Source organism: Niabella sp. (assembly GCF_030150205.1).
Lineage (GTDB): Bacteria > Bacteroidota > Bacteroidia > Chitinophagales > Chitinophagaceae > Niabella.
In genome coordinates this window covers 1-24,235 of the sequence record NZ_JASLGT010000005.1, presented here as the reverse complement: position 1 = coordinate 24,235, position 24,235 = coordinate 1, and the positions used below count along the sequence as shown (strand labels likewise).

Below are 24,235 nucleotides of genomic sequence, written 5' to 3'. Positions count from 1 at the left end.
GTTTTGGGATACCATATATCTATCGCCTGCTGTATGATCATTATTCCCCAACAACACCGTATTTTTGCCGGATTCTTTCGTGCATACACAAAAAAAACATACCGGGTTAAAGTGGATTCTGACAGGATTGGTATTTGCCGTATTATGGTCATCCGCGTCTACTGCAACCAAGATAGCGCTAACCGTTTCGCAACCATTGGTAATTGCCGTGATGCGTTTTGGCGTAGCATCACTAATCATGCTGATGATTGCACACCTGGTACTTCGCAAACCGCTGCCCCGGAAAAAAGAATGGAAACCATTGATTATTTACGGCATGCTGAATATCACTATTTACCTGGGTTTATATGTGATCGCCATGCAGCAGGTAACCGCCAGTATCGGCGCATTAACGGTGGCAGTTAGCCCCGTATTTATCAGTTTCATTTCCGTTTTCTTTTTAAAAAAACCCTTGCCGCTTCGCATTCTGCTGGCCATATGCATCTGCCTGCTGGGCATCTTTGTAGTGGCCTGGCCCTTATTAGGCGGGGCATCGGTTACCCCATTAGGCCTGATTTTGTTGTTGGCCAGCATGCTTTCTTACTCCATCGGTACCATTTATTTTTCATCCAGGAGCTGGGGACAAATGCACTTATTTGTGATCAATGGCTGGCAAACTTTTTTTGGTGGTCTGCTGATGCTTCCAGTTGCCTTATTTACCTATAAAGGGTCCGCCAATCACTATACACCGGCATTTTGGGGAGGTACCCTTTGGCTGGCCATACCCGTTTCAATCGGTGCTGTTGCACTCTGGCTCCGCCTGCTGAAGCAGGACGCCGTAAAAGCAGGTATGTGGCTATTTATCTGCCCGGTATTCGGCATTATCATCGCAGCGCTTTGGGTACACGATCCTGTAAGCATTTATACCATCGCCGGCGTGTTAATGGTACTGGCGGGCCTGGCCCTTAGCCAGTTCGACAGACGCAGGACAGATAAGCATTGAGTGCAGCATTATAAATAATATCGTTGTCATTCTATATGGAAATTATAACGCACACGAGCAATCATCAGACAGTTGCCGAAATAAAAGGGGAAGCAATATATCTTAAAGGGATCGAAGACGGAATGGATCTTATTGGAAATAGTTATTACCAGGGATATGACCTTGTTATACTGCATGCGCGTAATATAACACCGGCATTCTTCGACCTCAGTACGCAGCTTGCTGGTGAAATTTTACAAAAATTTGTCAACTATCGGATGCGGGTTGCCATTATTGGTGACTGGACCGGTATTACTTCAAAAAGTTTACGCGATTTTATCCGCGAAAGCAATGCCGGGCGGCAGGTATACTTTACCGGCAGTATTGATCATGCACTTGAAAAACTAACACAATAACCCTTCGTAAAAACCCGGGTTACCAGGTATACCAAAATGACCGTTGCCCTTCCCGGCCAAACCTGGTTCAGTAAAGAAAAAAAACCGGTCATAATTGCTGAGCAACCGCTCATATAATTTTTTTTGTTGAAAAAAATCTTTTTATAAATTAGCGCACCTTTTATTCAAGAACAATCAACGTTTGCACTCAAAAAGGTAATCCCATATTTGAGGCGCTATTATTTTATTAATGAATTTGATTATTTATTAATGTCATGTTAGCACAACAAAGTTCAATTTCGTTACGGAGCGGAAGAAGAAAAGTATTCCGCTGCCTGCTGTTTTTATCAGCAATTGTTTTTCATCCCGGGTTTTCATTTTCCCAATCGCCGGGTTCCGCATTTACTGCGCGCCTGATGAACCTGGAAGCGGCCGTTAATGAAACATTCCGGTATAATGCAAGTTTGCACAATACGGCGCAACAGGCTAAAATCTATGAGTTGAAATCGGAGGCGCCCATTGGGTGGAGTGTGGCATTTAAAGTAGAGGGAAGCCAGGTGGCATCCTTCCGGTTAGATTCGAACCGGACGCAGGACATCTCCATCGAAGTGGTTCCCTCTCCCGTAGCTAAACCCGGAAAGTACAGCATTCCTTTAAAGGCCATCACCGGCACAGACACGGCCGCATTAACTATTGAAGCGGTGGTAAAAGGTTCGTATGCGCTGGAACTGACAACGCCCACCGGAAGGCTAAGCGATGAAGTTACCGAGGGCTCCTCCCTGCAGCTGCACCTGGTAGCGCGAAATACCGGTACCATCGCCCTGGACAACCTGGATCTTTCGGCACAGGCGCCATCACAGTGGGAGGCATCTTTTGAGCCATCGAAGATCAGCCGGCTGGAACCCGGAAAAACCATCGATGTAATAGCAACACTTAAAGTTCCGGGTAAAACCATCGCCGGTGATTATGTATCCAACTTTAGTATAAAGAATCCGAATGCCAATGCCAGCGCGGCCTTCCGCATAACAGTAAAAACATCGTTCCTCTCCGGCTGGATCGGGCTGCTGGTCATACTGCTGGCTGTAGCAATCATCTATTATCTGATCCGCAAATATGGAAGAAGATAAATATGGAAACTCCGATCATTGAACTGGAGGGGTTAACAAAATGTTACCGCTCGCTTCGGGCTGTCGACAACCTGGACCTGACCATTTATAAAGGGGAAATTTTCGGATTGCTGGGTCCTAATGGTGCCGGCAAATCTACCACCATATTAATGATGCTGGGTCTTACAGAACCCACTTCCGGTACCGCAACGGTTTGTGGCTTTAATGCTACAAGAGATCCGATACCGGTAAAACGCAAAGTGGGATATATGCCGGACAATGTGGGGTTTTATAACAACATGACGGCATTGGAGAACCTGGTATATATCGGTCGGCTGAATGGCATACCGGAAAACGAGGTAAAAGAGCGCGCCCTGGATACACTGGAAGAAGTGGGGCTCTCCGGAGCGATAAACAAACGGGCATCTACGTTTTCCCGGGGAATGAAACAACGGCTGGGCCTGGCGGATGTACTGATTAAACAACCGGAAGTGATCATCCTGGACGAACCCACTCTTGGCATTGATCCCAGTGGGGTAAAAGATTTCCTTACACTTATAAAACAATTAAGCCGGCAACAGGGGCTTACCGTACTGCTTTCATCCCATCACCTGCACCAGGTGCAGCAGGTCTGCGACCGGGTGGGAATTTTTGTGGGCGGAAAGCTACTAGCCGAAGGAGCTATTGACACACTTGCCGGTAACCTGTTTTCCAGTGAGCCGTTTACAGTGGAAATAGCGGTTAAAAATGCGATACCGGAAACACTGAAGGCCGATCTGTTAACATTGGATTCAGTGAGGAAGGTTATTGTAACAGATCATTTGCTGCAGGTATCCGGTAACGCCGATATTACCCCACAACTGGTACGTACGCTTGTTCAGCAAGGGGTGGACATTACAGGAGTGCAGCAACGCGTTTACGGGTTAGATGAAATTTATGAACGTTATTTTGAAACCAATTTAAATGAAAACAGTTCCAGTGAAAAATCCAGCGGTTTATTTCAAAGGTCTTTTTTCAGAAAACGTAAATAGCCGGAAAAAGCAGCCGGGCGACCCGCCTTTTTCGGTAATGCTCCGGAAAGAGGTAGCCGACCATATCCGCAGCTGGCGGTTCATCATATTACTGGCCATCATGTTGCTGACCTTTTTAGGCTCCATGTATGTGTCGCTATCCAATATTTCCAAAGCGGTGGCAAATGTGGAGGATCCGGACCGCTTATTCTTATACCTGAAACTGCTCACAATTACCGACAACAGCCTGCCGCCCTTTCACATCTTTATAGGCTTCCTGGGGCCGCTGCTGGGCATTGGCCTGGGATTCGATGCCATTAATTCGGAACAGAACAACGGTACCCTGATCCGCCTCCTGGCACAACCGGTGTACCGGGATAACCTGCTGCTGGCCAAGTTTACCGGCGCCCTTATTGTGATCAGTGCGCTCTTTTTATCCCTGGGCTTACTGATGATTGGCGGCGGATTGATCATTACCGGTGTACATATGGAACCGCAGGAGTTTTTGCGTATTCTCTGCTTTCTTGTGCTTACCATTGTGTATGTGGGTTTCTGGCTCAATCTTTCCATCTTACTTTCAGTCATTTTTAAACAGGCCGCCACATCTGCATTAACGGCTATTGGAATCTGGTTGTTTTTTACCATTTTTTACCAGATGGTGATGAGCCTGGTGATCAAAGCATTTTTACCCGACCCGGCCCTGCTGTCACCAGATCAGGTAGCGGGCTATAACAGCACGATCACTACGTTCCTTCAGCTGGCACCCAGTCAGCTTTACGCAGATGGCACCACCACCTTATTAATGCCTTCGGTAAGAAGCCTGGGACCATTATCGATGGAGCAGATGGCAGGTGCCATTCCTACCCCCCTTTCACTCCGGGAGAGTATCTTGATTGTATGGCCCCAGCTATGTGGTTTGCTGGCTGCTACGTTATTATGTTTTGCCTTCGCTTATTATCGCTTTATGAGAAGAGAAATACGGAACTGATCCCTATAGTCTCATTTTGTGCAGGAAGGCAACGCTTAAATGTGCAACGCGTTCTCTTCCGGAACGGGTTCCTGTAAAGGAAAATCTGTTCATCCGTATCTGTAACGGCTCCCGGCAACGGAAACATTCCAATAATAACGGAAGATCCGATCCGCTGTTAGATACCGCGGAAAAGATCTTCTGTGTTTCAGCGTTTCTGTAGCATTATCTCTAATTTCGCAGTCCGGGCAGACCCCTGTGTGGGTACGTACGCTATTTCTTTTTAAACAAATTAAAGTAAAACGGCACATCGTACGTCACCAATAGCAAATGGCCCCAGTCCGGCAACAGCCATTCATTGTGTATAAAACATATCATGCAGGAAAGAACAAACGCCCGTAAAGCAGCAAAGCCCAACATGTTTGCCATGTTAAAGCCTTATAAAGGGCTTATCATTATATTATTATTGCTGGCTTTATTTAGCAATGGCCTCAACCTCGTCATTCCCAAACTGATTCAATCAGCTATTGATGATTTTTCTCAGAACCGGTTCCAGATGCAACGGCTCGTGCTCTATTTTACGGGAGCGTCAGTGCTGATCCTGATCTTGACCTACCTCCAAAGCCTGGTTCAAACCTATGCTTCAGAAAAAGTAGCCCGGGATCTGCGGGAGCAACTGGCCGGCAAAATTTCCCGCCAAACACATGCGTTTATCCAGGAAACCAGCCCGGATAAATTGCTGACCAATATCACTTCTGATGTAAATGCGGTCAAGACCTTTGTTTCACAGGCCATTGTTAATATTATTTCGTCGATCGTATTGATCGTTGGTACCGCCGTTCTTTTGCTCAGCATCAACTGGCGGCTGGGCCTGATCGTACTCTGCGTGATCCCGATCATTGCGCTGGCTTTTATGCTTGTTTTTAAAAAAGTAAAAACGCTTTTCAAACGCTCTCAGGAGGTGATCGATAAACTGAATAAAACCATTAACGAATCCATACTGGGTGCGGCGTTGATCCGGGTGCTGAATGCCCAGTTCCAGGAATACAATAAATTTATGGATGCCAGCGGCGAAGCTAAGAACCTGGGCCTGTCCATCCTTAAATTATTTGCCACATTGATTCCCATTATTGTGTTTACGGCCAACCTTGCGGTATTAGCGGTAGTAGTAATTGGCGGCCGTTTTGCCATTACCGGATCAATGACCATGGGTGCCTTTGCGGCTTTTAACAGCTACATCGCGATCCTGATCTTTCCCATTTTATTGATTGGGTTTATGAGCAACCTGATTGCAAGAGCATCTGCCTCCTATGCCCGCATACACCAGGTACTTACAGCCGCGGATACAGAAGAGGGCGGCGATGTTGAAAAACAACTGGAAGGGGCTATTGAAGTAAAAGAGCTTACCGTAGCATTTGGTGAAAAAAAGGCACTGGATGCTGTTTCTTTTCAAGTAAAAGCAGGATCCCGTACCGCCGTTATCGGTCCTACCGCAGCTGGCAAAACGCAATTGTTTTATGCATTAACCACGCTGATCAAACCCCGGCATGGCACCATTTATTATGACAATATTCCCATAGAAACCTATAACCAGGAAGTATTGCTGCGACAGATAGGGCTGGTATTCCAGGATGCGATCATCTTTAACATGAGCCTCCGGGAGAATATTGCCTTCAATGCCGACGTTTCGGAAGCCGCACTACAAAAAGCCGTGCAAACGGCGGAACTCTCGGATTTTGTGGCATCCCTTCCCAACGGATTGGATACCGAAGTATCTGAGCGGGGACTCAGTTTATCCGGAGGGCAAAAGCAGCGTATTATGCTGGCGCGGGCATTGGCCGGTAGTCCGAAAATTTTACTCCTGGATGAGTTTACGGCACGGGTAGACCGCACCACTGAACAGCGGATCTGGAAAAATGTGGCAGAAAACTATCCCGGCATTACCATTGTGTCCATTACCCAGAACCTGGAACCTGTAAGGGATTACGAGCAAATCATTTTATTGATGGAGGGCGAGCTGGTTGCCAAAGGAACCCATGAGGAATTATTGCGGTCGAACCCGGAATATAACCAGATCTTACAGAGCCAGCAAAGCATGAACAATTATCAAACCACAGAAGCCTAACAATATGCAGGAACAAAACGGCAATCATCAAACAGACTATAACCTGAACCAGGAACAGAAAAGTCCTGCAGGTGCAGCACTGCGTAAGATGTTCCGGTTTATGAAAGGAGAAAAAAGAAATCTCGGGATCGCTTTTTTTGTAATGATGCTGAACGCCGGTCTTACCATGCTCACACCGTACCTGATCGGTTACATGGTCGATCATTTCATTCTTAAAAAACAATATGGCCCGTTAATGCAATACAGCGCAATATTGCTGGGTGTTTATATTGTTTGGGCCGGTACGGAGTATCTGCAGGCAAAGTTAATGGGCGGTGTAGGGCAACGTATGTTGTATGCATTGCGGAACGAGGTATTCAATAAACTGCAGCAACTGCCGGTTGCCTTCTTTAACAGCAACCGCTCCGGCGACCTCATCTCACGGATCAACAATGATACAGATACCGTGAACCAGTTCTTCTCCCAATCCCTGATGCGGTTTATGGACAGTATCTTCTCCATGATCGGGGTAGCGGTATTTGTGTTATCCATCAACTGGAAACTGGGAGCCGCATCATTGATCCCTGCCGTTTTTATCCTGCTGTTTGCGTTGATTGTTTCCCCCTGGGTCAAGAAAAAAAATGCCATCAGCCTGAAAGCCAACGGAGATCTCAGTGCCAACATACAGGAAGGGCTGCACAATTTTAAAACCATTATCGCGTTTAACCGGCGCGATTATTTCCGGGCCCGTTTTTCAAAAGCCAATGATATCAACTACAAAACATCCGTAACAGCAGGTGTTGCCAATAATTTGTTTATGCCTGTATTTGGTTTCTTTTCCAACCTGGCACAACTGATCGTATTAGGTTTTGGAATTTACCTGATCCTTGAAGGCCAGTTCACACTGGGATTGCTGATCAGCTTTATGAGTTACGTGCAATATTTTTACCGGCCGCTGCGCGAGCTGGCCGCACTATGGGCGAGTTTTCAAACAGCACTGGCGGCCTGGGACCGCATCTCTGTGATCCTTTCCCGTCAATCGAACCTGCCGGTATTAAGCAAAGCAGATACGGCCGTGCCCACATCGGATAACGTGCTCACATTTCAGCAGGTATCCTTCCGTTATCCGGATGGCAAAAGCGTATTACACGACATCAACTTTAACCTGCAGCGCGGGAAGACCTATGCCCTGGTTGGTCCTACCGGTGGCGGTAAAAGCACTACGGCTGCCTTAATTGCACGGTTGTATGATCCTACAGAGGGACTGGTGCTTTTAAACGGACAGGATATCCGCACCTATACTGCCGAAGAACGCACCCGGGAGATCGGCTTTATTTTACAGGAACCGTTTTTATTTACCGGCACATTGCGGGAAAATATCCTGTATGGCAACACCGAATTGCGCCAACTGGATGATGAACAGTTATTACAGGCTATTGGTGATACCGGGTTAAGCGATCTTTTATCGCGGTTTGATGCCGGCTTAAGCACACAGCTGGTTACCACTTCCGATTCCATCAGCCTGGGCCAAAAACAACTCATTGCTTTTATAAGAGCCGTACTGCGCAAACCCCAGATCGTGATCCTGGATGAGGCCACTGCCAATATTGACACGGTAACCGAAAAGATCCTGGAAGAGATCCTGGAACGATTACCTGCAACCACCACAAAAATCATCATTGCGCACCGGCTGAACACAATCGAAAATGCCGACGAAATTTTCTTTGTCAATGCGGGAGAAGTGATCCCAGCCGGAACCCTGGAGCATGCAATGGATATGCTGCTACAGCATAAACGGGCGAGTTAAAAAATAAAACATATTATTTTAAACTCATGTACCTTTATAAGGGCCATTGAACGTTCTCTTTTTCCGGAACCATTAAGAAGTTAAGATATATGATGCAGCTTCTTAATGGCCCTTAATATCTTAATGTTATATATAACACCCATAAATAAAAACCTATGACAAAGAAAGAAGTAACACAGCTTTCCTATGAAATTACAGGATACGCCATTAAAGTACACAAGGAATTAGGCCCGGGCCTGTTAGAAAGCGTTTATCAAAGATGCCTGGAATATGAACTTTCCAGGAATCATTTTGCCGTTTTGCGGCATGTTTTAGTACCGGTTATTTATGAGCATATTGCTATTGATGCAGACCTTCGCCTGGATTTGTTGGTGAATGATTGTGTTGTTGTTGAACTAAAAGCGGTAGAGCACTTATTGCCGGTTCACGAAGTACAGCTACTTACCTACATGAAACTATTACAAAAACCTCAGGGCCTGCTCATCAACTTTTATACAGATAATATAACAAAAACCATGAGGCCTTTTGTAAATGAATATTTCAAAGCGTTACCATCGTAACATGGCTTAAGAGGATTTCTTTACTTCACCGACGTAGGGCAAACAAAATCCGTCACATTAAATTTTCCGGAATCTTTGATCGCCTTAAAGCCACCCTGCACATCGATCACATGGTCAAAGCCACGTGCTTTTAAAATGGAAGAAAAGATCATAGAGCGGTATCCACCGGCACAGTGCACATAAACCGGGTTATTCTGGTCGATGTCGGCGATATGGTTATTGATATAATCGAGCGGCATGTTTTCGGCACCTTCGATATGTTCCGCCTGGTATTCGCTTTCCTTGCGTACATCCAGGATATGAGGTTTTACAACAGTTGCCAGTGCTTCGGGCGTAATACTTTCGATATGGTCGGTTTCTTTGCCGGCCTTTTTCCAGGCATTGATACCTCCTTTCAGGTAACCGATGGCATAGTCATAGCCAACGCGTGCCAAACGGGTAACCACTTCTTCTTCGCGTCCCTCATCAGCAATGATCAGGATCTCCTGTTTCAGATCGGGGATAAGGGTGCCTACCCAAACAGCAAAACTGCCATCAATTCCGATATTGATCGAATTGGGAATAAACGCTTTTGCAAAATCCTGGGGTGCACGGGTATCCAGCATGATGGCACCGGTATGATTGGCCACTTCCTCAAATGCATCCGGATCCAGGGCCTGGTTGCCTCGCTCCAGCACCTCGTTGATGCTTTCATAACCCTCAATATTCATCAGCACATTCTTGGGGAAATATTGAGGAGGTTCGGTCAGCCCGTCTGTAACAGCTGTAATAAATTGCTCCCGGGTCAGGTCAGGGTTCAATGCATAATTTACTTTTTTCTGATGCCCCAGCGTATCCGAAGTTTCGCGGCTCATATTTTTGCCGCAGGCACTCCCCGCTCCATGCGCCGGGTAAACGATTAGCGCATCCGGCAGCGGCATTATTTTATTGCGCAGCGAATCAAACAGCAACCCTGCCAGCTTTTCTTTGGTAAGATCGCCGGCAATTTTTTGTGCCAGGTCCGGCCGGCCAACATCCCCAATGAACAGGGTGTCACCCGTAAAAATAGCGGTTTCTTTACCGGTTTCATCCACCAGTAAATAAACGGAACTTTCCAGGGTATGCCCCGGCGTATGCAGTACTTTTATAGTAGCATCCCCTATTTTAAAAAGTTCCCCGTCCTTCGCAATATGTGCATCATACCCCAAATGGGCTTCTGTTGGACCTAAAACGATCTGAGCGCCGGTTTTCGCAGCAAGATCAATGTGCCCGCTTACAAAATCGGCATGAAAATGTGTTTCGAAAATGTATTTGATCTTTACCCCGTCTTTTGCAGCCCTGTCAATATAAGGTTGCACTTCCCGCAAGGGGTCAATAATTGCTGCTTCACCTTTTGAAGAAATATAATACGCCCCCTGGGCCAGGCATCCGGTATAGATCTGCTCTACTTTCATACACACTGTTTTAGATAGCAAAGATCGTTATTTATAACCATCCAGTTCCGCATCCTTCCTTATTAACAGATTAAAGGGAAAAGGGTTTTATACGCTGAAGGATTCAAATTTGAGAAAAACACGCCCTTCAATGCAGATAGACGATCCGGACCTTTTAAAACAGCGATTGGTTATGATTTTGCCTGTATGACCAATAACTCAGACACATTCACTTCGAGTACTTCGGCGATGTCAAACAAGGTATCCAATGTAGGTTGCTGATCATTGGTACACCATTTTGAAACGGTACTTTTGTTTTTGTCCAGTTGCTCCGCCAACCATAAATTGGTTCTGCCTTTATCCGCCAGTACGCTTTTTATCCGGTTAAGGATTCGCTTTTCTGCCATAATTAGTTATGAATTTCATCATTTAATTGGCAATATAGGAAACCCTGAATTATTTTTTTTGCCAGGAAAATATAAAAAAATAGCGCTAAAAAATAAATTTACAGAAATAAAATGCTGTTTTTCAGAATTTTTATTTATCTTAGAGTTGAAAAAGTATTTATTCTGCTTTATACCAATCTTAAAACACTGCTATGGAAAAAACAAAACCAATTATGCAAAGCTACGGCGCGCCCTACCTGGAATGGCAGACCGGGCAATATGATCGATTTGCCCGTTTCAGTTTTATACTCCCGTACCGGTTCCTGCTGCTATGCCGGCTGATTGAGATTCCTCCACAAGAGATGCTTGAAGACTTTATGGCAAGTCTTGGTTTCGAAGGTGCCGGGCCGGAGGGCAATACTGCCCAAAAGCATCTTCTGTATTATTTTCTGGCAAAGGGTTATGGTCAGCAATATTATACCCGGCGTGAGATACACCGGATATTTGCTGAGATGAATGCCATAAATGTATTATTTCCCAATGGTGACGAAACACGGATAGAAGCCCATGTAATCTGGCGGGATGATCGACAGCACCGCTGGTTTAATGATTGGTTTCAGAAAGCCCGTCGACTTCCCCCGCAACCACCAGGTCCCTCCCCCGAGGCCATTGTACAACCCCGGTACCGGGCTCTGCAACAAGGTGCTTTGGAAAACAGCCACCTGCAGGAGCCATCGGAAAGTCAGCTAAATGCTGATGGCTGACCGCTGAATGGCACTACCGTAAAAACCCTATAAAAAACCCGTGCTTTTACGCTTTGGTGCGCCTGTTTGCGGGGCGAACTTTATGGCCGAAACAAAACAAAAGCATATGTCCCTTAAACACGAGATTCCCTTAAAGCACAAAAAAGTCGGTTATATGGAATTTTTAGCCGGGTTTTTCATCTGCGGCACCGTAGTCACTATTGTTTTATTTGTTTATGTGTTGCTCAGCCTGCTGCGATAGAATGCACACTCAACAGTGTACAGTCCCCTTAACATGCCGGTTTTTACTGCAAATCCCTGTCCTTTAACTGTACAAGGGTATCCTTATACGCCACCGGTCTTGTCCCAGCAAATCGTCAAAAAATCTGCACATCTGTGGCAACACAAAAATACCGCTACCATGGCAAGTGTATGCACGTGCCATTCTATCCTAAAAAATCTGCGCATCTGTAGCATAAAGCCCCATTCCCCAATTTTCACTACATTCGGCCGAAGAAATACCAAATCTTCAAACATGAAACGTAGTCTGTTCCCTGCCCTTGTGCTGCTATGCTTTGTAACCGGTGTTATGGCCCAGGAGGGCAGCACCTACCAAAAGCCGCCCGCCGTTATTGAAAAATTATTGCTCGCCACCTTCAACCCAGGTGTCAGCTTTAATGATGATGGTTCCTGGATGGTACTTATGCAACGCAGTACCGGCCCTACTGTGGAAGACCTTGCGCAGCCGGAACTCCGGATCGCCGGGCTACGCATCAACCCCGCCAATTTCAGTCCCAGCAGGGGCAGCTATTATACCGGGCTCACGTTAAAAAATGTAAGCACCGGCAAAGAAGCTGCCATCACCGGATTGCCCGAGCCTTTAAGAGCTTCTTCCGTTTCCTGGAACCGCGCAGGTACCAAACTGGCCTTTTTACAGGAAACGCGCACTGCCATGGATCTTTATGTGGTAGATATAAAAACCGCGCAGGCCGTTAAAATCAACCGCACGCCCCTCAACACGGCCACTGGCAATGATTTTAGTTGGTGGGACAATGACCAATTGCTTTACCAGGCTACCACGGCCGCTCCTTCGGCCATGCCGCAAAAGCCCGCCGCTCCAGACGGACCGGTGATCCAGCAGAACCTGGGCAAGGTGGCGGCTTCCCGCACCTACCAGGATCTTATCAAAAACAAATACGACGAAGCGCTGTTCCGCTTTTTTGCCACATCGCAGCTCCTGCTCAACAATGGCGAAGTAGAAACGCCCATTGGCAAGCCGGACCTGTACGCTTCGATCCAGCTTTCGCCCGATAAAAATTATTTGCTGGTGGAGCGCCTTACCGGCGATCTTTCCTACCTGGTGCCTTCTTATGGTTTTGCCTCCACCATTGAAGTGTGGGATGCCAAAGGCGCTTTGGTAAAAACCATCGCAAAGATCCCTTCTTCAGAACTGGCGCCCAGTGGCTTTGACAATGTACTAAACGCCCCGCGCGGTCATAACTGGATCGCCACCCAACCTGCCACGCTGGGCTGGATCGAACCGCTGGACAGTGGCTTTATCAAACACAATGTGCCCAATCACGATCAGTATGTAACCCTTGCAGCGCCGTTTACGGCAGCGCCGCAACCGGTGGTGGCCACGCCCATGCGCCTGTACAATGTCAGCTTTGTGAATAAAGATATGGCGCTGGTTACCCAGGGCTCTTTTGCCCAGCAAAAACGCACCTGGCAGCGGCTGGATCTTTCTACCCAAAAACTTACCGTGCTGGATGACCGCAGTACCAACGATGCCTATAATGATCCCGGTACACCCTTCACGGTAAGGAACGAATATGGGCGACTGGTGCCGCTCATCTACCAGAAAACAAAATTCATCATGAACGCGCAGGGCGCTTCTCCCAAAGGTGACTATCCCTTTGTGGGTACTTTTGATTTCACTTCTCTAAAAAAAGAAAAACTATGGCAGGCAAAAGATCCGTATTATGAAGTGCCGGTTAAATTACTGTCGCAGCAAAAAGCGCTATCCTTTGTAACCAGCCGCCAGAGCAATACCCAACCGCCCAACTATTTTATTATAAACGGTAAAAAAGAAACCCCGCTCACCAACTTCCCCGATCCGCAACCGGAGTTGCGCGATCTTAAAAAAGAAAAAGTCACCTATACCCGCAGGGACGGCATCCAGCTTACCGCCAATGTATACGTGTCAAACAATTATGACCCGGCAAAAGATGGCAAGCTGCCGGTGATCATTGTGGCGTACCCGCGGGAGTATAAACAGGCTTCGGATGCGGCCCAGGTGCGGGGCAGTAAGAACACGTTTACGCAAATCAACTACGGCAGTTTTGTGTTTTTTGCGCTGGAAGGCTATGCGGTTATGGACAATGCCGAGTTCCCTATTGTGGGCGAAGGCAGCAAGTATCCTAACGATAATTTTGTAGAGCAGCTGGAGTGGAACGCCAAAGCGGCGATCGATAAAATTGCATCCATGGGCATTGGGGATAGCACGCGCGTAGCCGTTGCGGGTCATAGTTATGGTGCCTTTATGACGGCCAACCTGCTGGCACATACCAGCCTTTTTAAAGCGGGCATTGCGCGCAGTGGGGCTTATAACAGAACCCTTACCCCGTTTGGGTTTCAGAATGAAGAGCGTACTTACTGGCAGGCGCCGCAGGTGTACAACCGCATGAGCCCCTTTAGTTATGCCGATAAAATAAAAACGCCGCTGTTGCTCATCCATGGCGAGGCGGATAATAATCCCGGCACCTTCCCCACCCAGAGCGAGCGGCTCTTTAATGCCGTCAAGGGCCACGGCGGCACGGTGCGTTTTGTACAGCTGCCCTTCGAGTCGCACGGCTATGCGGGCAAAGAAAACCTCCTGCACCTGCTTTGGGAAGAGTACCAGTGGCTGGAAAAATATGTGAAGAAGGGGAAATGATTTTTTGGGGCTGTCGGCTGTAGTGCAGGTGGCATCAGAAGTTCCGGCTGCTGCGGGCTGCGGCCAACTGCGTTGCAGTGGCTGCCCCTCCGCATCCGGCAGCCCTTCAGCTTTAAGTAATGCCTGGCCATACAAAATTTCCGGCGCACAATTACTTAAGCCATTTACGCAATCCTTCTTTACCGGTTACATGAACTGAGTACAATAACGACTAACGCTACTATTAAATTTATATGTCTCATACGAAAAAGTTTTGCTGTTCGCCAAAAATAGCCGGTTTGCGAGGGTTGTTTTTACAGGAACCCTAGCCTATCAGTGCAAAACCTATGACAGCCACTATATCATTTCCAGTAGCCCATTAAATACTCATTAACCTGCTTTCTGTCTTTAAGATCAAACAACTTTAAACTATTCCAATCAACCAAAGTCATATCACAGTCTTCTCCCAAACAATGCAAAGCAGATTCAACTAAACCATATTGCTTAACATCAACAATTAAACTTATAGACAGCCAAATGTTTTTCACAAACACATCTTCGGTATCAAAAAAAATGGTAAATGCTGCGAAGCCGAATCCTTTGATTGGTCCGACTTCGCAGTCCAGGATTTTTTGGCTGTTATAATTTATACTTTTTGCCTTTTCAAATTCAAAACCGGATAGCAACGCTTCCAAATAATGAATTCTGATTTCCTTACAAAAAGTTGTTACAGGCATTTGCCTTCTTCCGTATATTTCAGCAAACCCAAAATCTGTTTTTGAATTATTTGCAAGCTTCTCTATTTGCTTAAAAGTCTTTAAAATGTATTCTTTATTAGCATGTGGAACAATTTCAATTTGACAATAGTCATCTTCGCAAAATGATGGCAAATAACGGAGTGCCTCATCTTCATTTTTTAAAGCGGCTTTTTCCCGAATTTTTTTAAAGAAATTAACTAGTCTCATTTCTTCTGGTCAGCTGTTAGTTAAAGTACACAGCTAACTTATAAATATACGCAAACGATCCATTTTAAACGATTATTATCGCCTATATGTGTTTACAAATGCCGCATCTGTCTTTTAATATTCCACTATAATTTCACGCCAAAAACTGAGCTTAGCGATTCCATAAGAAACTCCTCCGCCGTTTTGAGGAATACCTGCATACGTGGAGTCTGCATGTGCAGATCTGTAAAAACAACTTCGTTATCCCAATATTCAATAATGAGTAGCCGGTGCGGCCTCTTTGGATCGTCGTGTACACGAATGCCATGGCAGGCCGGTCCTCCATGTAGCACCGTGCAGCATTAGCTTGTTTATTGGCACAAATAAATACTGAATCGTTAAGCTAGATCCTTTTCCCTCTTCAGTTTTATTAAAAGATCATCCTCATAAAATCAGTCTAAGACCTTACTATTTCGTAATGTAATTGAACCGTATTGCCGTTTAGTTTTTTTACCCCCAGCAGGTTGAGCTTTAACTCAGCTTCAACACCTTTTAAGAAAGGCAGGCCGCTACCAAAAAGCACGGGTTCCATAACAAAATAAATATCGTCTACCACCCCTGCGTTTACAAACGCGCTTATGGCAGCAGTACCGCCGATAATAACGGCATGGGTGTGGCCCCGGTCTGCAAGCATTTGAACGATTTCAGCAGGCTTTGCTTTTGTAAAAACCACGGTCGAATTACCGGAGGTTGCAGCTTCGTTGGTCGTTAACACCACCGTGGTTCCTTCCTGGGTAAGGGGCAGATAATCCGGTGCCAGAATATCATAAGTAAGCCGGCCCATGATCACCGCCTTATACTCCTGGCAAATAGACATCATCCCGGTTCCATATTCGGGAGAAAGCCAGTCAGGCACATTTCTTGAATTAGAGATCAATCCGTTTGCAGAAGCGGCTATGTAGATACTGATTTTCATATTTCGTATTTTTGATCAAAGTTCTTTATCCATCCTTTTATAAACAATGACTAACAAAATTGTTAGCCCCATTCCATAAGTATGAGAAAAAAGCAATCTTCCAATTATATCAACGAGCAGTTTTTATTTGAAACCTGTGAGCGCAACTCTGCTATCAGTATTGTGAGTGGCAGGTGGAAATCGCAAATCATCTATTATATTTCCCAGGGTTATAACCGCTTTCATCTTTTAAAGCAACAGCTGCCGGCTATTTCCGAAACGGTGTTGGCAAGACAATTAAAAGAACTGGAATCCCACGCCATTTTGGTAAAACGGGAAATGACAGATACCATTCCAACCGGTGTAAAATATTTACTGACCAATAAGGGATGGGACCTTGTTCCGATTTTAGACAGTTTATGTAACTGGGGCAAGGTCTATGCAGATGGGAAGGAAATTTTTGTTCCAACAGATCCCAAGCTTGTTAGGTATCGGGCAAGCGTTAAGTAGGAACCGTAGCTCAGGGTTGTTTTCAATCGCATCAATACTTCTTTCGGAATGTTACCCGATTTATTCAAATTCATATTTATCAATGAAAGTTTCGTTCATAAAAACGATGATTGTTCCTTCATCTGGCCACCCTCTTGATGTTTCAAATTACAAGAATGTTGGTAATGCATTCCTGCAGTATCTTTAGTCGCAGCATCATGGTTCTTTAACTATGTCAAATTGTATTCCAAACGAACTTTTACTTTTAATAAGCTTCTTTTCCTCTTCCGATAATTCTGTTGTTCCCAGCCTAATCCCCTTCTCGATTTTTCCTCCCACGCTTTTATCGGCGCACTCAATTACTTCTATTTTAGGTTTTATGTTGAGGCCAAAGAATGTCAAATCCATGAATTGTCCTTGCCTGATCGCTCCTTTCACAATTTGCCCTTGCAGGAAAAATTGCTCCTCCCCAATTTGAAAGGCATCATTAATTTTAAATTGAGCAATTGTTAGCTCATGCCAACTATATCCACAATGCCGGCACTGTCTTGCATAGGGAGTTCGGGCAAGTTTGTTGCATCTTGAGCATGAGTTTAAAAATACCTTTTCGGGGGTTTCGTTCATTATCCGTTTTGCAATGGCCAATTCAAACTGATCATATCCATCTTTCAGAAAATTGATTATTTCAGACTCCTCGTTTATCGCGCCCCGTTCAATCAGCATCTTCCTCATTTTCGGCTCATCGGAAGTCTTATAGGTGTACATGATGCTTCAATGCTAACTTTTCATCGTCAGTCATTAAGTTGCTAAAATAGTTTCTGACATAGCTTGCCGTTTCTTTGTTCAAGCCATTCATATTATTGTTGCTGTGTTTTAAAAATAAGACCCAAAATACGAAGTAAAGCAGTCCTCAATTTACTATTAATAACAATACAATACTTCCACCTCATTTCAGGCAGTCACAAATCGTTCAAATGACTGCCAGTATTTGTCTTTATAAATATCGTACTCTATTTCAAATTCATTACCATTCTCTTGCAGTACTTTAAAAAACACTTTTGAAGGTTTACGAAAATCTTTGCAGGCAAAATAAATATCGCGCTCACCATTCGCCGTTTGTCTGCCAATATATAAATAGCCGTCCTGATCTGAAAGTTGATGCAATATGCTTTCTTCTATTTGGTTTAAACTTTCATAGTCCTTTTTGTTAGGCATGCCATTATGATTACTTCCATCATATCGAAAGGTAATAAATGCAATCCAGGGATGTGACGCCTTGCCATTCCAATTAAGCAGCTGCGTATTGACCACCGCAATTAAATTGTTTCCATTTTTCAATTCCGCTTCCAAAATTGAGTATTCATCATCTTCCGCATTATATCCAACGCCTTCATACTTTTCAACAAATTCCTTTTGCCGCCAACTAAGAAACTCCTTGAGCTTTACAATCGGAATCAATTGCTTTTCAGCCTCGTGCCTGCTGATTATTCTTAGATAGTCTATATTATAAACAAAATCAAGTTCTCCCAAATAATTATCAAGGAAAATATAAACTCCGGTTTTAATCTGCTGCCTGTTTTCTTCAGTCAGGTCATTATGGATTATCGAAATATCGATCTCGTCCGGATAATCCGCATAGTCGTTAGAATAGAAAAATAAATTATCACTGTCAAATCGATATCCCGCCATATTGATTGCCGCACTTTCAATACCAGATGCCTGCTTGAGCGCTGTAAACTTCCAACCGCAAATATCAGGTGCCTGTGCTACAAGCTCCTCCACAAATGCGATGTTTTTCGTGTTCCCATCCGCCGTTAATATCAATTCAACAGTACTCTCGTTATACATGCCTGTCAAATAAAAACAACCGTCTTTCAGAGCGGAAAGCTTAGGCGAAAGTATGTCGAAAAACTCCGTTTCTACATCTCTTTGGTTTTTAACCACATTAAAAAATGTTTTTTCATGTTTGTAAAACCAATTCCAAAAATCGTTGTATGTTTTGATTGGTTTACCCTTCTTGCCGAAAATAGTTTGTAGAAGACTCATTTGTTTGTCAGATTATAATTTGAGGTTCGCACGGCCTATAGCCTACGTTCATGGTGTAACGTTCAGCGTTTGTTCTTCAACAACGAATCATTTATCTACTCCTGCACTGCCCGGATCACTTTTGATACCTGCTGCGTACCATCCTTATCTACCTGCACAATGCGCACAAACAGTTTGCCGTCTTCAATGGTTTTGGCAATATCCCGTTTACTGCACGAAATGGCCAGAACACAAAAGAGAACAGATGCCATTATAAGCTCCTTTCTTTTTTTGCGGCAGCCAGGCATTAGCCCCAGCAGTAAGAGCCCGGCGCTTATACCCGCTGCCGTTAACGGAAGGGTACTGCTATACTCTAATGTGGTATTGCTGTTGCCGCCGGCCGCTTTGCTCTGTATGGTTTGCACGGTTTTCCATTGAGCACCGTCCACAGAAAGCTGTATTAAAAAATGATCATTATTGGTTTCAGTTTCCGTACTCCAGTTTACCAGCAGCCGGCCATCCTTTATAATCGCGGTAAAAGAGCCAAATAATACCGGCAACACGGTCTGACTTTCATAGGCGCCCATATCGATCGTGCTGCCCGACAAGCGTATGTTGCCGGCCAGGTCGCGGTCGCTGCTGATGGTGCCGCCAGCGGCAGTATATAATGCGTTGCTACCGGTATTTTGCGCCGGGCTACCGGCCTGCAATGTATACTGGCCATTGGCCGTATTGGTAAAAAGCGGGTTAATATCGGTTAAGTTATTATCTGCACCATTACCGGTGTTAAAAACCTGCGTTATACTGTTTTTTACAACAGTAGTGACATTGGCTGCGTTTTCAATATCTGCACCGGCTACAGCCGTATTCCCATTCTTCTGGTTGTTCCAGAGAATGCTGTTATATATGTTGGTTGCCGAAAACACGCGGTTATTGAACCCACCGCCATAAGCGGCACTGTTGCCGCTGATAGTAGCATTGACAAAAACAGAAGTGGCATTAGCATTATATACCCCACCACCCTCGTTTGCGGTATTGCCAATGATACCAAGGTTCCTGAAAACCGGGGTCGTCGTATTCTGATTACAGATACCACCACCCCTAACCGCTTTATTGCCCCTGATATGGCTGTTGGTAAATACCGGTTCGGAACCATCGCAAATAAAAATACCGCCGCCTGTAGCAGCAACCGTATTGCTGTGAACGGTAAGATTGGTAAGCAAAGGAGAAGCCGCGCCGCTATAAATGCCGCCGCCATCACTTCTGAAGATATTTTTTGCATTAACCGCTATAGCCGAAGATGGAGCTATTCCGCTGGCATTACCACCGCTGACAGCAAATCCATCCATACCGGCCCGGCCTACATTACCGGAGGCGATTACCACGTGGTAGGCATTTTCATTGTTATTGGTAATGTTTAAGGAGGTACCACTACCGCTTACAACATCATCATTATTAAAATCGCCGCTTAAAGTACTGCCGCTTGCATCAAAAATACGGGCATGGTCCGGCTCCGTAATGCCGCCGGCCGGGTTAAAACCACCGTAAAGCTGCACATTGGGTACCAGCAGGAAGGCCCGGTCCCTGGTGTCGGCCGGGTGGGCCGGATCCGTATGGTTATCCTCCGGTGTGTAGCCCGGCAGGTACCGGCCTTTGGCTACATAGATCTTTAACGGAGCGTTTGCTGTCCAGCTGCTTTTATGCGTACTGGCCCATTGAAGCGCATCTGCCAGATCGGGAACGGCATTGGCCCAGGAAGATCCGTTTCCGGTATAACCCGTGGCCATTTGATCCACCGCCTGGTTTACGTAAAGGATATTAGAGGCATTAGGTGTATAGCCGCCGGCATTTAGCCATACCCAGAGATGGTTCGCATTAAAATCCGTTGCCGTAGCCAGGTCCAGCCTGCCATCGCCATTAAAATCGGCCAGGTCAAGTGCAAGCGTATGGTTCATAAGCCCCGAAGAATATCCCGTGCGAAAGGTTCCGTTACCGTTACCGGTTAAAACAGACAGCGCATTTTCAGATATGTTTGCCACAGCAATATCGGCCTTGCCATCCCCATCCAGGTCGCCCACTGCAACTGTTGCAGGGTCTTTTCCGGCTTTATAAACGGCCTGGGCGCCAAAAGTTCCGTTGCCATTATTCCGTAGTACGGATACGGTGCCATCGCCGCGGTTGGAAACCACCAGGTCCTTTTGCCCGTTGCCATCTACGTCGGCAACAGCAATGTAATGCGCATAATTTCCCGTGGGGTAGCTGGTGGCATTCCCAAAGGTTCCGTTGCCATTATTTAACAGTACGGAGACCTGGTTGGAACCTCCGCCGGTTACTGCTAAATCCGCACGACCATCGTTATTAAGATCCGCAATCGCCAGCTGCCGGGAGCCGGTAGCAACATAATTTACCGGAGCAGCCAGGGTTCCATTGCCGTTATTAAGAAGAACAGATACCGTAGCGGTGCCGTCACCAACCGCCACATCGGCCTTTCCATCATTATTGAAATCGCCGGTGCGTACAGAAAAAGGCGTATGGCTGAGCGTATATTCCCCTGCAACAGAAAAACCACCACTGCCATTATTAAGCAACAGAACCAGTTTACCGGTTACCGGATCATCGGTATCAATCGCCGCCGCCAAATCCGGGTGGCCATCGCCGTTCAGATCACCGATGTCAAGGTCTTCTGTACGGCTACCGGGCAGGTATACTACCCCACCGTTAAATGTGCCATTACCTTTGTTCAGTAATACCATTACGCCATTCTCTGGCGTTGGATTCCAGAAATTATTTGCCATCGCCAGGTCGGCGAAGCCGTCTCCGTTAAGATCAGCAGCAGCCACTGTTCGTGTAACCGGGGCTCCGGGATAACCGGCTTTTGAAAATACTACCTGCGCAGCTGCCGGTAAGAACAGAAACAGGAAAAGCATATACAGGAAGGGTTTCATAAGCTTTTTGGCCAAGAGCATCATGTTCATCATTGCACTGTTGTTTAATAGATAGCCTGGTTAAACCCAATTAATGGAGGCTGTATCATTCCATAAATAGCGTGGCTTATGACAAGGCTTAATCGTAGTTTTTAATAGATGTACGTAAAAATAAAGAAAATAACCCAAATGAACCGATGAAACCGATCCATCCATGTGACACCGGTACCAGACTGGATCGTTTTGGCTTAATGAAGTATTTGCATTTTTAGCATAGTACTAATTAAAACTACTGCAGTCTAACCTCGGGCGATTGTATTCCCTCTGCAGGTATTGCAACCTGTTCTTGTAGCAGCAACGTTCGTCATCCTTTTTATTTCAAATCGAATTCTAAATAATAGTCCTTACTTATGCTATGCATCTTCTTTAATCCAGCTTATAAATAAACTCTTCAATTTCCTCCTGCCGGGCATTGGCAAAACCTTTGTCCTTACCGATCCTTACAAAACCACCTTTTTCCAACACCCGTTGGGAGCCCATATTATCAAATGCCACCCGCCCAAAGATGGGCCGGGCTTTTTCAAGCGTCAGGAACTGTTTAAGCGCGATGGTGCCGATCCCTTTACCCCAAAAATTCCGGTCGATCCAGTAGGTAATCTCCGCATCGCCTTCCATTTCAAATTTTGAAATACTGCCGGCAATCACATTATCCGCCATTATGGTGCGCATATGCACCGTAGGCTCACCCAGCAACTTTGTATACTTATTTAAATAAGCGGTTTTGTCGGTTGGATCTTTAGGCGTAAAAGCCGCCAGATGGATCGCTTCTTTATCCAGTTGAAAAATAAAGAACCGTTCCAAATCAGCAACTGTTGTCGGTTGCAATACTATGTTGTCGTTTGTTATCATTTCTTTTTCAATATTAATCTGTTTTTGACAGTTCAATATCCTCTTCATCGCCTCTTTACGTTGTCCCTTATTTCCGGGCATAATAACAGCTTTGGCTATAAAGTCTTTGGAGATTCCCTTTATTGATCCACCCGAACTTTTTAAGCAATTGGGTACTGAACATTTCAAAATCCATAAAGCCGATTTCAGAGCCATCCAACACGGGGTTTTCACACACCAGCTCATGCGCGTTCTTGTTTATTTCTGCGCACAGGTCATTGCACCCGATCAGCTCGTTATCAGCCAATCCAGGATATATCTTTGAGAGTCGCTCATTCACCGGCAGCAGCCAGTTTTCACCCCATTCCATCGACAATGCCAGCGCCTTGTTCAATAGGTCGTCGTTTAAATCCATGTGCTATTTAGGGTACCTGACTTTTACAAGTATCAACCATCAGTTTTTAAGATTAATAAGGTTCACCACCACTTTTACCATCATTTCTTTTTCCTCCGGTTTGCTTTCCGCAATCATCAGCGTAAGGGCCACCAGCGCATTATCCGCAATTTTGCGGGAGCCGTCTTCTTTATACAGGATCTTATTTTTCTCCAGGAACCATACAAACAGGAAGGCGGCAATCCGTTTATTACCGTCCGAAAAAGAGTGATTTTTTACCACAAAGTATAACAAATGTGCCGCTTTTTCCTCTACGCTGGGATAAAGGTATTTTTTGTCAAAGGTCTGATAAATGGCACCAAGCGATCCCTGGAAAGACTCATCTTTTTCGTTCCCAAACAAGAAGCTGCCTCCAAATTTTTCGCGTAGCCCGTTAATGGCAGCCATCGCTTCGTTATAATTGATCCGGAACAGCTCTTCCCTGGTGGTCTCTTTTATTTCCAGTATTTGGTGATCGTACTGGTCCAGCACATCCAATGCGTAAGTATAATCAGTGATTACCTTCAGCAGGCCGGATGCTTCATCTGAATTTAAAGATTGATTTTCCAGCAGCTTTACCGTTTGTTTCAGTTGATCCAGTTGCTGGCTTTGCTCTTTCAGGCGTTTTTCATTCACAGCATATCCCTTTACCAGGTAATCTTTCAACACCTTATTGGCCCAGATACGGAATTGGGTGCCTTGCGGCGATTTTACCCGGTAGCCAACGGAAATGATTACATCAAGACTAAAATGTTCAACCTGATAAGTTTTACCGTCTGCTCCAGTTGTTGCATTTTTTGCAACAACTGAATCTGCATTTAATTCAGATTCTTTAAAAATATTAGATATGTGCCTGGAAATTACAGACTTGTCCCGATCAAATAAGTTTGCCATTTGATTTTGCGTCAGCCAAACCGTCTCCTTTTCCAGCCTTACATCAATAGCGGTCTGACCATCCGGGGCCTGGTAGATGATGATTTCTCCTGTTTGCATAGATTAAACGTTATTAGCATATGAAGTTGAGTACCGGGTGTTCTAACAGGTTACCTCATAAAAGCAGTACTAACGCAATTTATACCAATTAGACATTAAATTTATATTTAAAGGTTTTTAGGTAGAATTCATTTCCGCAGATTGATTTTGTAATGATTGTAGTAATGTTGTTAACGACTTGCGTTAGCCTTTGTTGTAAGTCTTCAATGTTATTGTAGG

General features: G+C 45.3%; 22 protein-coding genes. 11 read left to right on the top strand and 11 right to left on the bottom strand.

Features of this window, described 5'->3' with window-relative positions:
- Positions 1-64 precede the first annotated feature (64 nt).
- The 8 genes from Q1V85_RS03760 (at position 65) to Q1V85_RS03725 (ending at position 8,910) form a co-directional block, all read left to right on the top strand.
- Entirely contained in the window at positions 65-982 is a 918-nt protein-coding gene (locus Q1V85_RS03760) for a DMT family transporter (protein WP_300597584.1), read from the top strand.
- 35 nt (positions 983-1,017) lie between these two features.
- Positions 1,018-1,377, top strand: coding sequence for a DUF4180 domain-containing protein (locus Q1V85_RS03755; RefSeq protein WP_300597581.1), 360 nt, complete (start codon positions 1,018-1,020; stop codon positions 1,375-1,377).
- Positions 1,378-1,631: 254 nt separating this feature from the next.
- Positions 1,632-2,483 (top strand): NEW3 domain-containing protein, encoded by an 852-nt coding sequence (locus Q1V85_RS03750; protein WP_300597579.1) that lies wholly within the window; start codon positions 1,632-1,634, stop codon positions 2,481-2,483.
- A gap of 2 nt (positions 2,484-2,485) precedes the next feature.
- Positions 2,486-3,493, top strand: a complete 1,008-nt coding sequence (locus Q1V85_RS03745) for an ABC transporter ATP-binding protein (RefSeq protein ID WP_300597577.1) — start codon at positions 2,486-2,488, stop codon at positions 3,491-3,493.
- Positions 3,441-4,460 carry an ABC transporter permease subunit gene (locus Q1V85_RS03740; RefSeq protein WP_300597575.1) on the top strand — a complete coding sequence of 340 codons (1,020 nt, stop codon included), beginning with the start codon at positions 3,441-3,443 and terminating at the stop codon, positions 4,458-4,460. Before Q1V85_RS03745 ends, Q1V85_RS03740 begins: the two co-directional genes overlap by 53 nt.
- 355 nt (positions 4,461-4,815) lie before the next feature.
- Entirely contained in the window at positions 4,816-6,564 is a 1,749-nt protein-coding gene (locus Q1V85_RS03735; RefSeq protein WP_300597573.1) for an ABC transporter ATP-binding protein, read from the top strand.
- A gap of 4 nt (positions 6,565-6,568) precedes the next feature.
- Complete coding sequence (locus Q1V85_RS03730; protein WP_300597571.1) at positions 6,569-8,350, top strand: ABC transporter ATP-binding protein; 1,782 nt, start codon at positions 6,569-6,571, stop codon at positions 8,348-8,350.
- A gap of 155 nt (positions 8,351-8,505) precedes the next feature.
- On the top strand, positions 8,506-8,910 hold the full coding sequence (locus tag Q1V85_RS03725) for a GxxExxY protein (protein WP_300597569.1): 405 nt from the start codon (positions 8,506-8,508) through the stop codon (positions 8,908-8,910).
- 20 nt (positions 8,911-8,930) lie between these two features.
- On the opposite strand, the gene Q1V85_RS03720 is transcribed toward Q1V85_RS03725, so the two are convergent.
- The gene (locus Q1V85_RS03720) at positions 8,931-10,343 is read right to left on the bottom strand and encodes an MBL fold metallo-hydrolase (protein ID WP_300597567.1); all 1,413 of its coding nucleotides are present in this window, start codon (positions 10,341-10,343) and stop codon (positions 8,931-8,933) included.
- Positions 10,344-10,513: 170 nt separating this feature from the next.
- Entirely contained in the window at positions 10,514-10,729 is a 216-nt protein-coding gene (locus Q1V85_RS03715) for a helix-turn-helix transcriptional regulator (protein ID WP_300597565.1), read from the bottom strand.
- Positions 10,730-10,920: 191 nt separating this feature from the next.
- Here Q1V85_RS03715 and Q1V85_RS03710 point away from each other — a divergent pair, with 191 nt between their 5' ends.
- Together Q1V85_RS03710 and Q1V85_RS03705 are read left to right on the top strand one after the other, a co-directional pair.
- Positions 10,921-11,472: a hypothetical protein gene (locus Q1V85_RS03710; RefSeq protein WP_300597563.1), complete on the top strand. Its 552-nt coding sequence runs from the start codon at positions 10,921-10,923 to the stop codon at positions 11,470-11,472.
- 514 nt (positions 11,473-11,986) lie between these two features.
- The gene (locus Q1V85_RS03705; protein ID WP_300597561.1) at positions 11,987-14,386 is read left to right on the top strand and encodes a prolyl oligopeptidase family serine peptidase; all 2,400 of its coding nucleotides are present in this window, start codon (positions 11,987-11,989) and stop codon (positions 14,384-14,386) included.
- Positions 14,387-14,727: 341 nt separating this feature from the next.
- On the opposite strand, the gene Q1V85_RS03700 is transcribed toward Q1V85_RS03705, so the two are convergent.
- From Q1V85_RS03700 to Q1V85_RS03695, 3 genes are all read right to left on the bottom strand, one after another.
- Positions 14,728-15,330 (bottom strand): hypothetical protein, encoded by a 603-nt coding sequence (locus Q1V85_RS03700; RefSeq protein WP_300597559.1) that lies wholly within the window; start codon positions 15,328-15,330, stop codon positions 14,728-14,730.
- Between the two features lie 125 nt (positions 15,331-15,455).
- Complete coding sequence (locus Q1V85_RS25155; RefSeq protein ID WP_366913998.1) at positions 15,456-15,662, bottom strand: antibiotic biosynthesis monooxygenase; 207 nt, start codon at positions 15,660-15,662, stop codon at positions 15,456-15,458.
- A 104-nt stretch (positions 15,663-15,766) separates the two neighbouring features.
- Positions 15,767-16,285, bottom strand: coding sequence for a dihydrofolate reductase (locus Q1V85_RS03695; protein ID WP_300597557.1), 519 nt, complete (start codon positions 16,283-16,285; stop codon positions 15,767-15,769).
- Positions 16,286-16,366: 81 nt separating this feature from the next.
- On the opposite strand from Q1V85_RS03695, the gene Q1V85_RS03690 reads away from it, so the two are divergent.
- Complete coding sequence (locus Q1V85_RS03690) at positions 16,367-16,774, top strand: helix-turn-helix domain-containing protein (RefSeq protein ID WP_300597556.1); 408 nt, start codon at positions 16,367-16,369, stop codon at positions 16,772-16,774.
- A gap of 195 nt (positions 16,775-16,969) precedes the next feature.
- On the opposite strand, the gene Q1V85_RS03685 is transcribed toward Q1V85_RS03690, so the two are convergent.
- The 6 genes from Q1V85_RS03685 to Q1V85_RS03660 form a co-directional block, all read right to left on the bottom strand.
- Positions 16,970-17,476, bottom strand: coding sequence for a hypothetical protein (locus Q1V85_RS03685; protein WP_300597555.1), 507 nt, complete (start codon positions 17,474-17,476; stop codon positions 16,970-16,972).
- Positions 17,477-17,704: 228 nt separating this feature from the next.
- Entirely contained in the window at positions 17,705-18,799 is a 1,095-nt protein-coding gene (locus tag Q1V85_RS03680; protein WP_300597554.1) for a DUF695 domain-containing protein, read from the bottom strand.
- Positions 18,800-18,894: 95 nt separating this feature from the next.
- Entirely contained in the window at positions 18,895-21,723 is a 2,829-nt protein-coding gene (locus Q1V85_RS03675) for a VCBS repeat-containing protein (RefSeq protein ID WP_300597553.1), read from the bottom strand.
- Positions 21,724-22,128: 405 nt separating this feature from the next.
- The gene (locus Q1V85_RS03670) at positions 22,129-22,611 is read right to left on the bottom strand and encodes a GNAT family N-acetyltransferase (protein WP_300597552.1); all 483 of its coding nucleotides are present in this window, start codon (positions 22,609-22,611) and stop codon (positions 22,129-22,131) included.
- Positions 22,612-22,678: 67 nt separating this feature from the next.
- On the bottom strand, positions 22,679-23,005 hold the full coding sequence (locus tag Q1V85_RS03665; protein ID WP_300597551.1) for a hypothetical protein: 327 nt from the start codon (positions 23,003-23,005) through the stop codon (positions 22,679-22,681).
- A gap of 39 nt (positions 23,006-23,044) precedes the next feature.
- Complete coding sequence (locus Q1V85_RS03660) at positions 23,045-24,016, bottom strand: virulence protein RhuM/Fic/DOC family protein (RefSeq protein WP_300597550.1); 972 nt, start codon at positions 24,014-24,016, stop codon at positions 23,045-23,047.
- Positions 24,017-24,235 lie beyond the last annotated feature (219 nt).

Excerpts from the sequence above, each read along its gene's own strand:
- Q1V85_RS03755 (WP_300597581.1), top strand. The coding sequence starts at position 1,018 with ATGGAAATTATAACGCACACGAGCAATCATCAGACAGTTGCCGAAATA.
- Q1V85_RS03750 (WP_300597579.1), top strand. The coding sequence starts at position 1,632 with ATGTTAGCACAACAAAGTTCAATTTCGTTACGGAGCGGAAGAAGAAAA.
- Q1V85_RS03745 (WP_300597577.1), top strand. The coding sequence starts at position 2,486 with ATGGAAACTCCGATCATTGAACTGGAGGGGTTAACAAAATGTTACCGC.
- Q1V85_RS03735 (WP_300597573.1), top strand. The coding sequence starts at position 4,816 with ATGCAGGAAAGAACAAACGCCCGTAAAGCAGCAAAGCCCAACATGTTT.
- Q1V85_RS03730 (WP_300597571.1), top strand. The coding sequence starts at position 6,569 with ATGCAGGAACAAAACGGCAATCATCAAACAGACTATAACCTGAACCAG.
- Q1V85_RS03725 (WP_300597569.1), top strand. The coding sequence starts at position 8,506 with ATGACAAAGAAAGAAGTAACACAGCTTTCCTATGAAATTACAGGATAC.
- Q1V85_RS03720 (WP_300597567.1), bottom strand. The coding sequence starts at position 10,343 with ATGAAAGTAGAGCAGATCTATACCGGATGCCTGGCCCAGGGGGCGTAT.
- Q1V85_RS03715 (WP_300597565.1), bottom strand. The coding sequence starts at position 10,729 with ATGGCAGAAAAGCGAATCCTTAACCGGATAAAAAGCGTACTGGCGGAT.
- Q1V85_RS03710 (WP_300597563.1), top strand. The coding sequence starts at position 10,921 with ATGGAAAAAACAAAACCAATTATGCAAAGCTACGGCGCGCCCTACCTG.
- Q1V85_RS03705 (WP_300597561.1), top strand. The coding sequence starts at position 11,987 with ATGAAACGTAGTCTGTTCCCTGCCCTTGTGCTGCTATGCTTTGTAACC.
- Q1V85_RS03700 (WP_300597559.1), bottom strand. The coding sequence starts at position 15,330 with ATGAGACTAGTTAATTTCTTTAAAAAAATTCGGGAAAAAGCCGCTTTA.
- Q1V85_RS03695 (WP_300597557.1), bottom strand. The coding sequence starts at position 16,285 with ATGAAAATCAGTATCTACATAGCCGCTTCTGCAAACGGATTGATCTCT.
- Q1V85_RS03690 (WP_300597556.1), top strand. The coding sequence starts at position 16,367 with ATGAGAAAAAAGCAATCTTCCAATTATATCAACGAGCAGTTTTTATTT.
- Q1V85_RS03685 (WP_300597555.1), bottom strand. The coding sequence starts at position 17,476 with ATGCTGATTGAACGGGGCGCGATAAACGAGGAGTCTGAAATAATCAAT.
- Q1V85_RS03680 (WP_300597554.1), bottom strand. The coding sequence starts at position 18,799 with ATGAGTCTTCTACAAACTATTTTCGGCAAGAAGGGTAAACCAATCAAA.
- Q1V85_RS03675 (WP_300597553.1), bottom strand. The coding sequence starts at position 21,723 with ATGAAACCCTTCCTGTATATGCTTTTCCTGTTTCTGTTCTTACCGGCA.
- Q1V85_RS03670 (WP_300597552.1), bottom strand. The coding sequence starts at position 22,611 with ATGATAACAAACGACAACATAGTATTGCAACCGACAACAGTTGCTGAT.
- Q1V85_RS03665 (WP_300597551.1), bottom strand. The coding sequence starts at position 23,005 with ATGGATTTAAACGACGACCTATTGAACAAGGCGCTGGCATTGTCGATG.
- Q1V85_RS03660 (WP_300597550.1), bottom strand. The coding sequence starts at position 24,016 with ATGCAAACAGGAGAAATCATCATCTACCAGGCCCCGGATGGTCAGACC.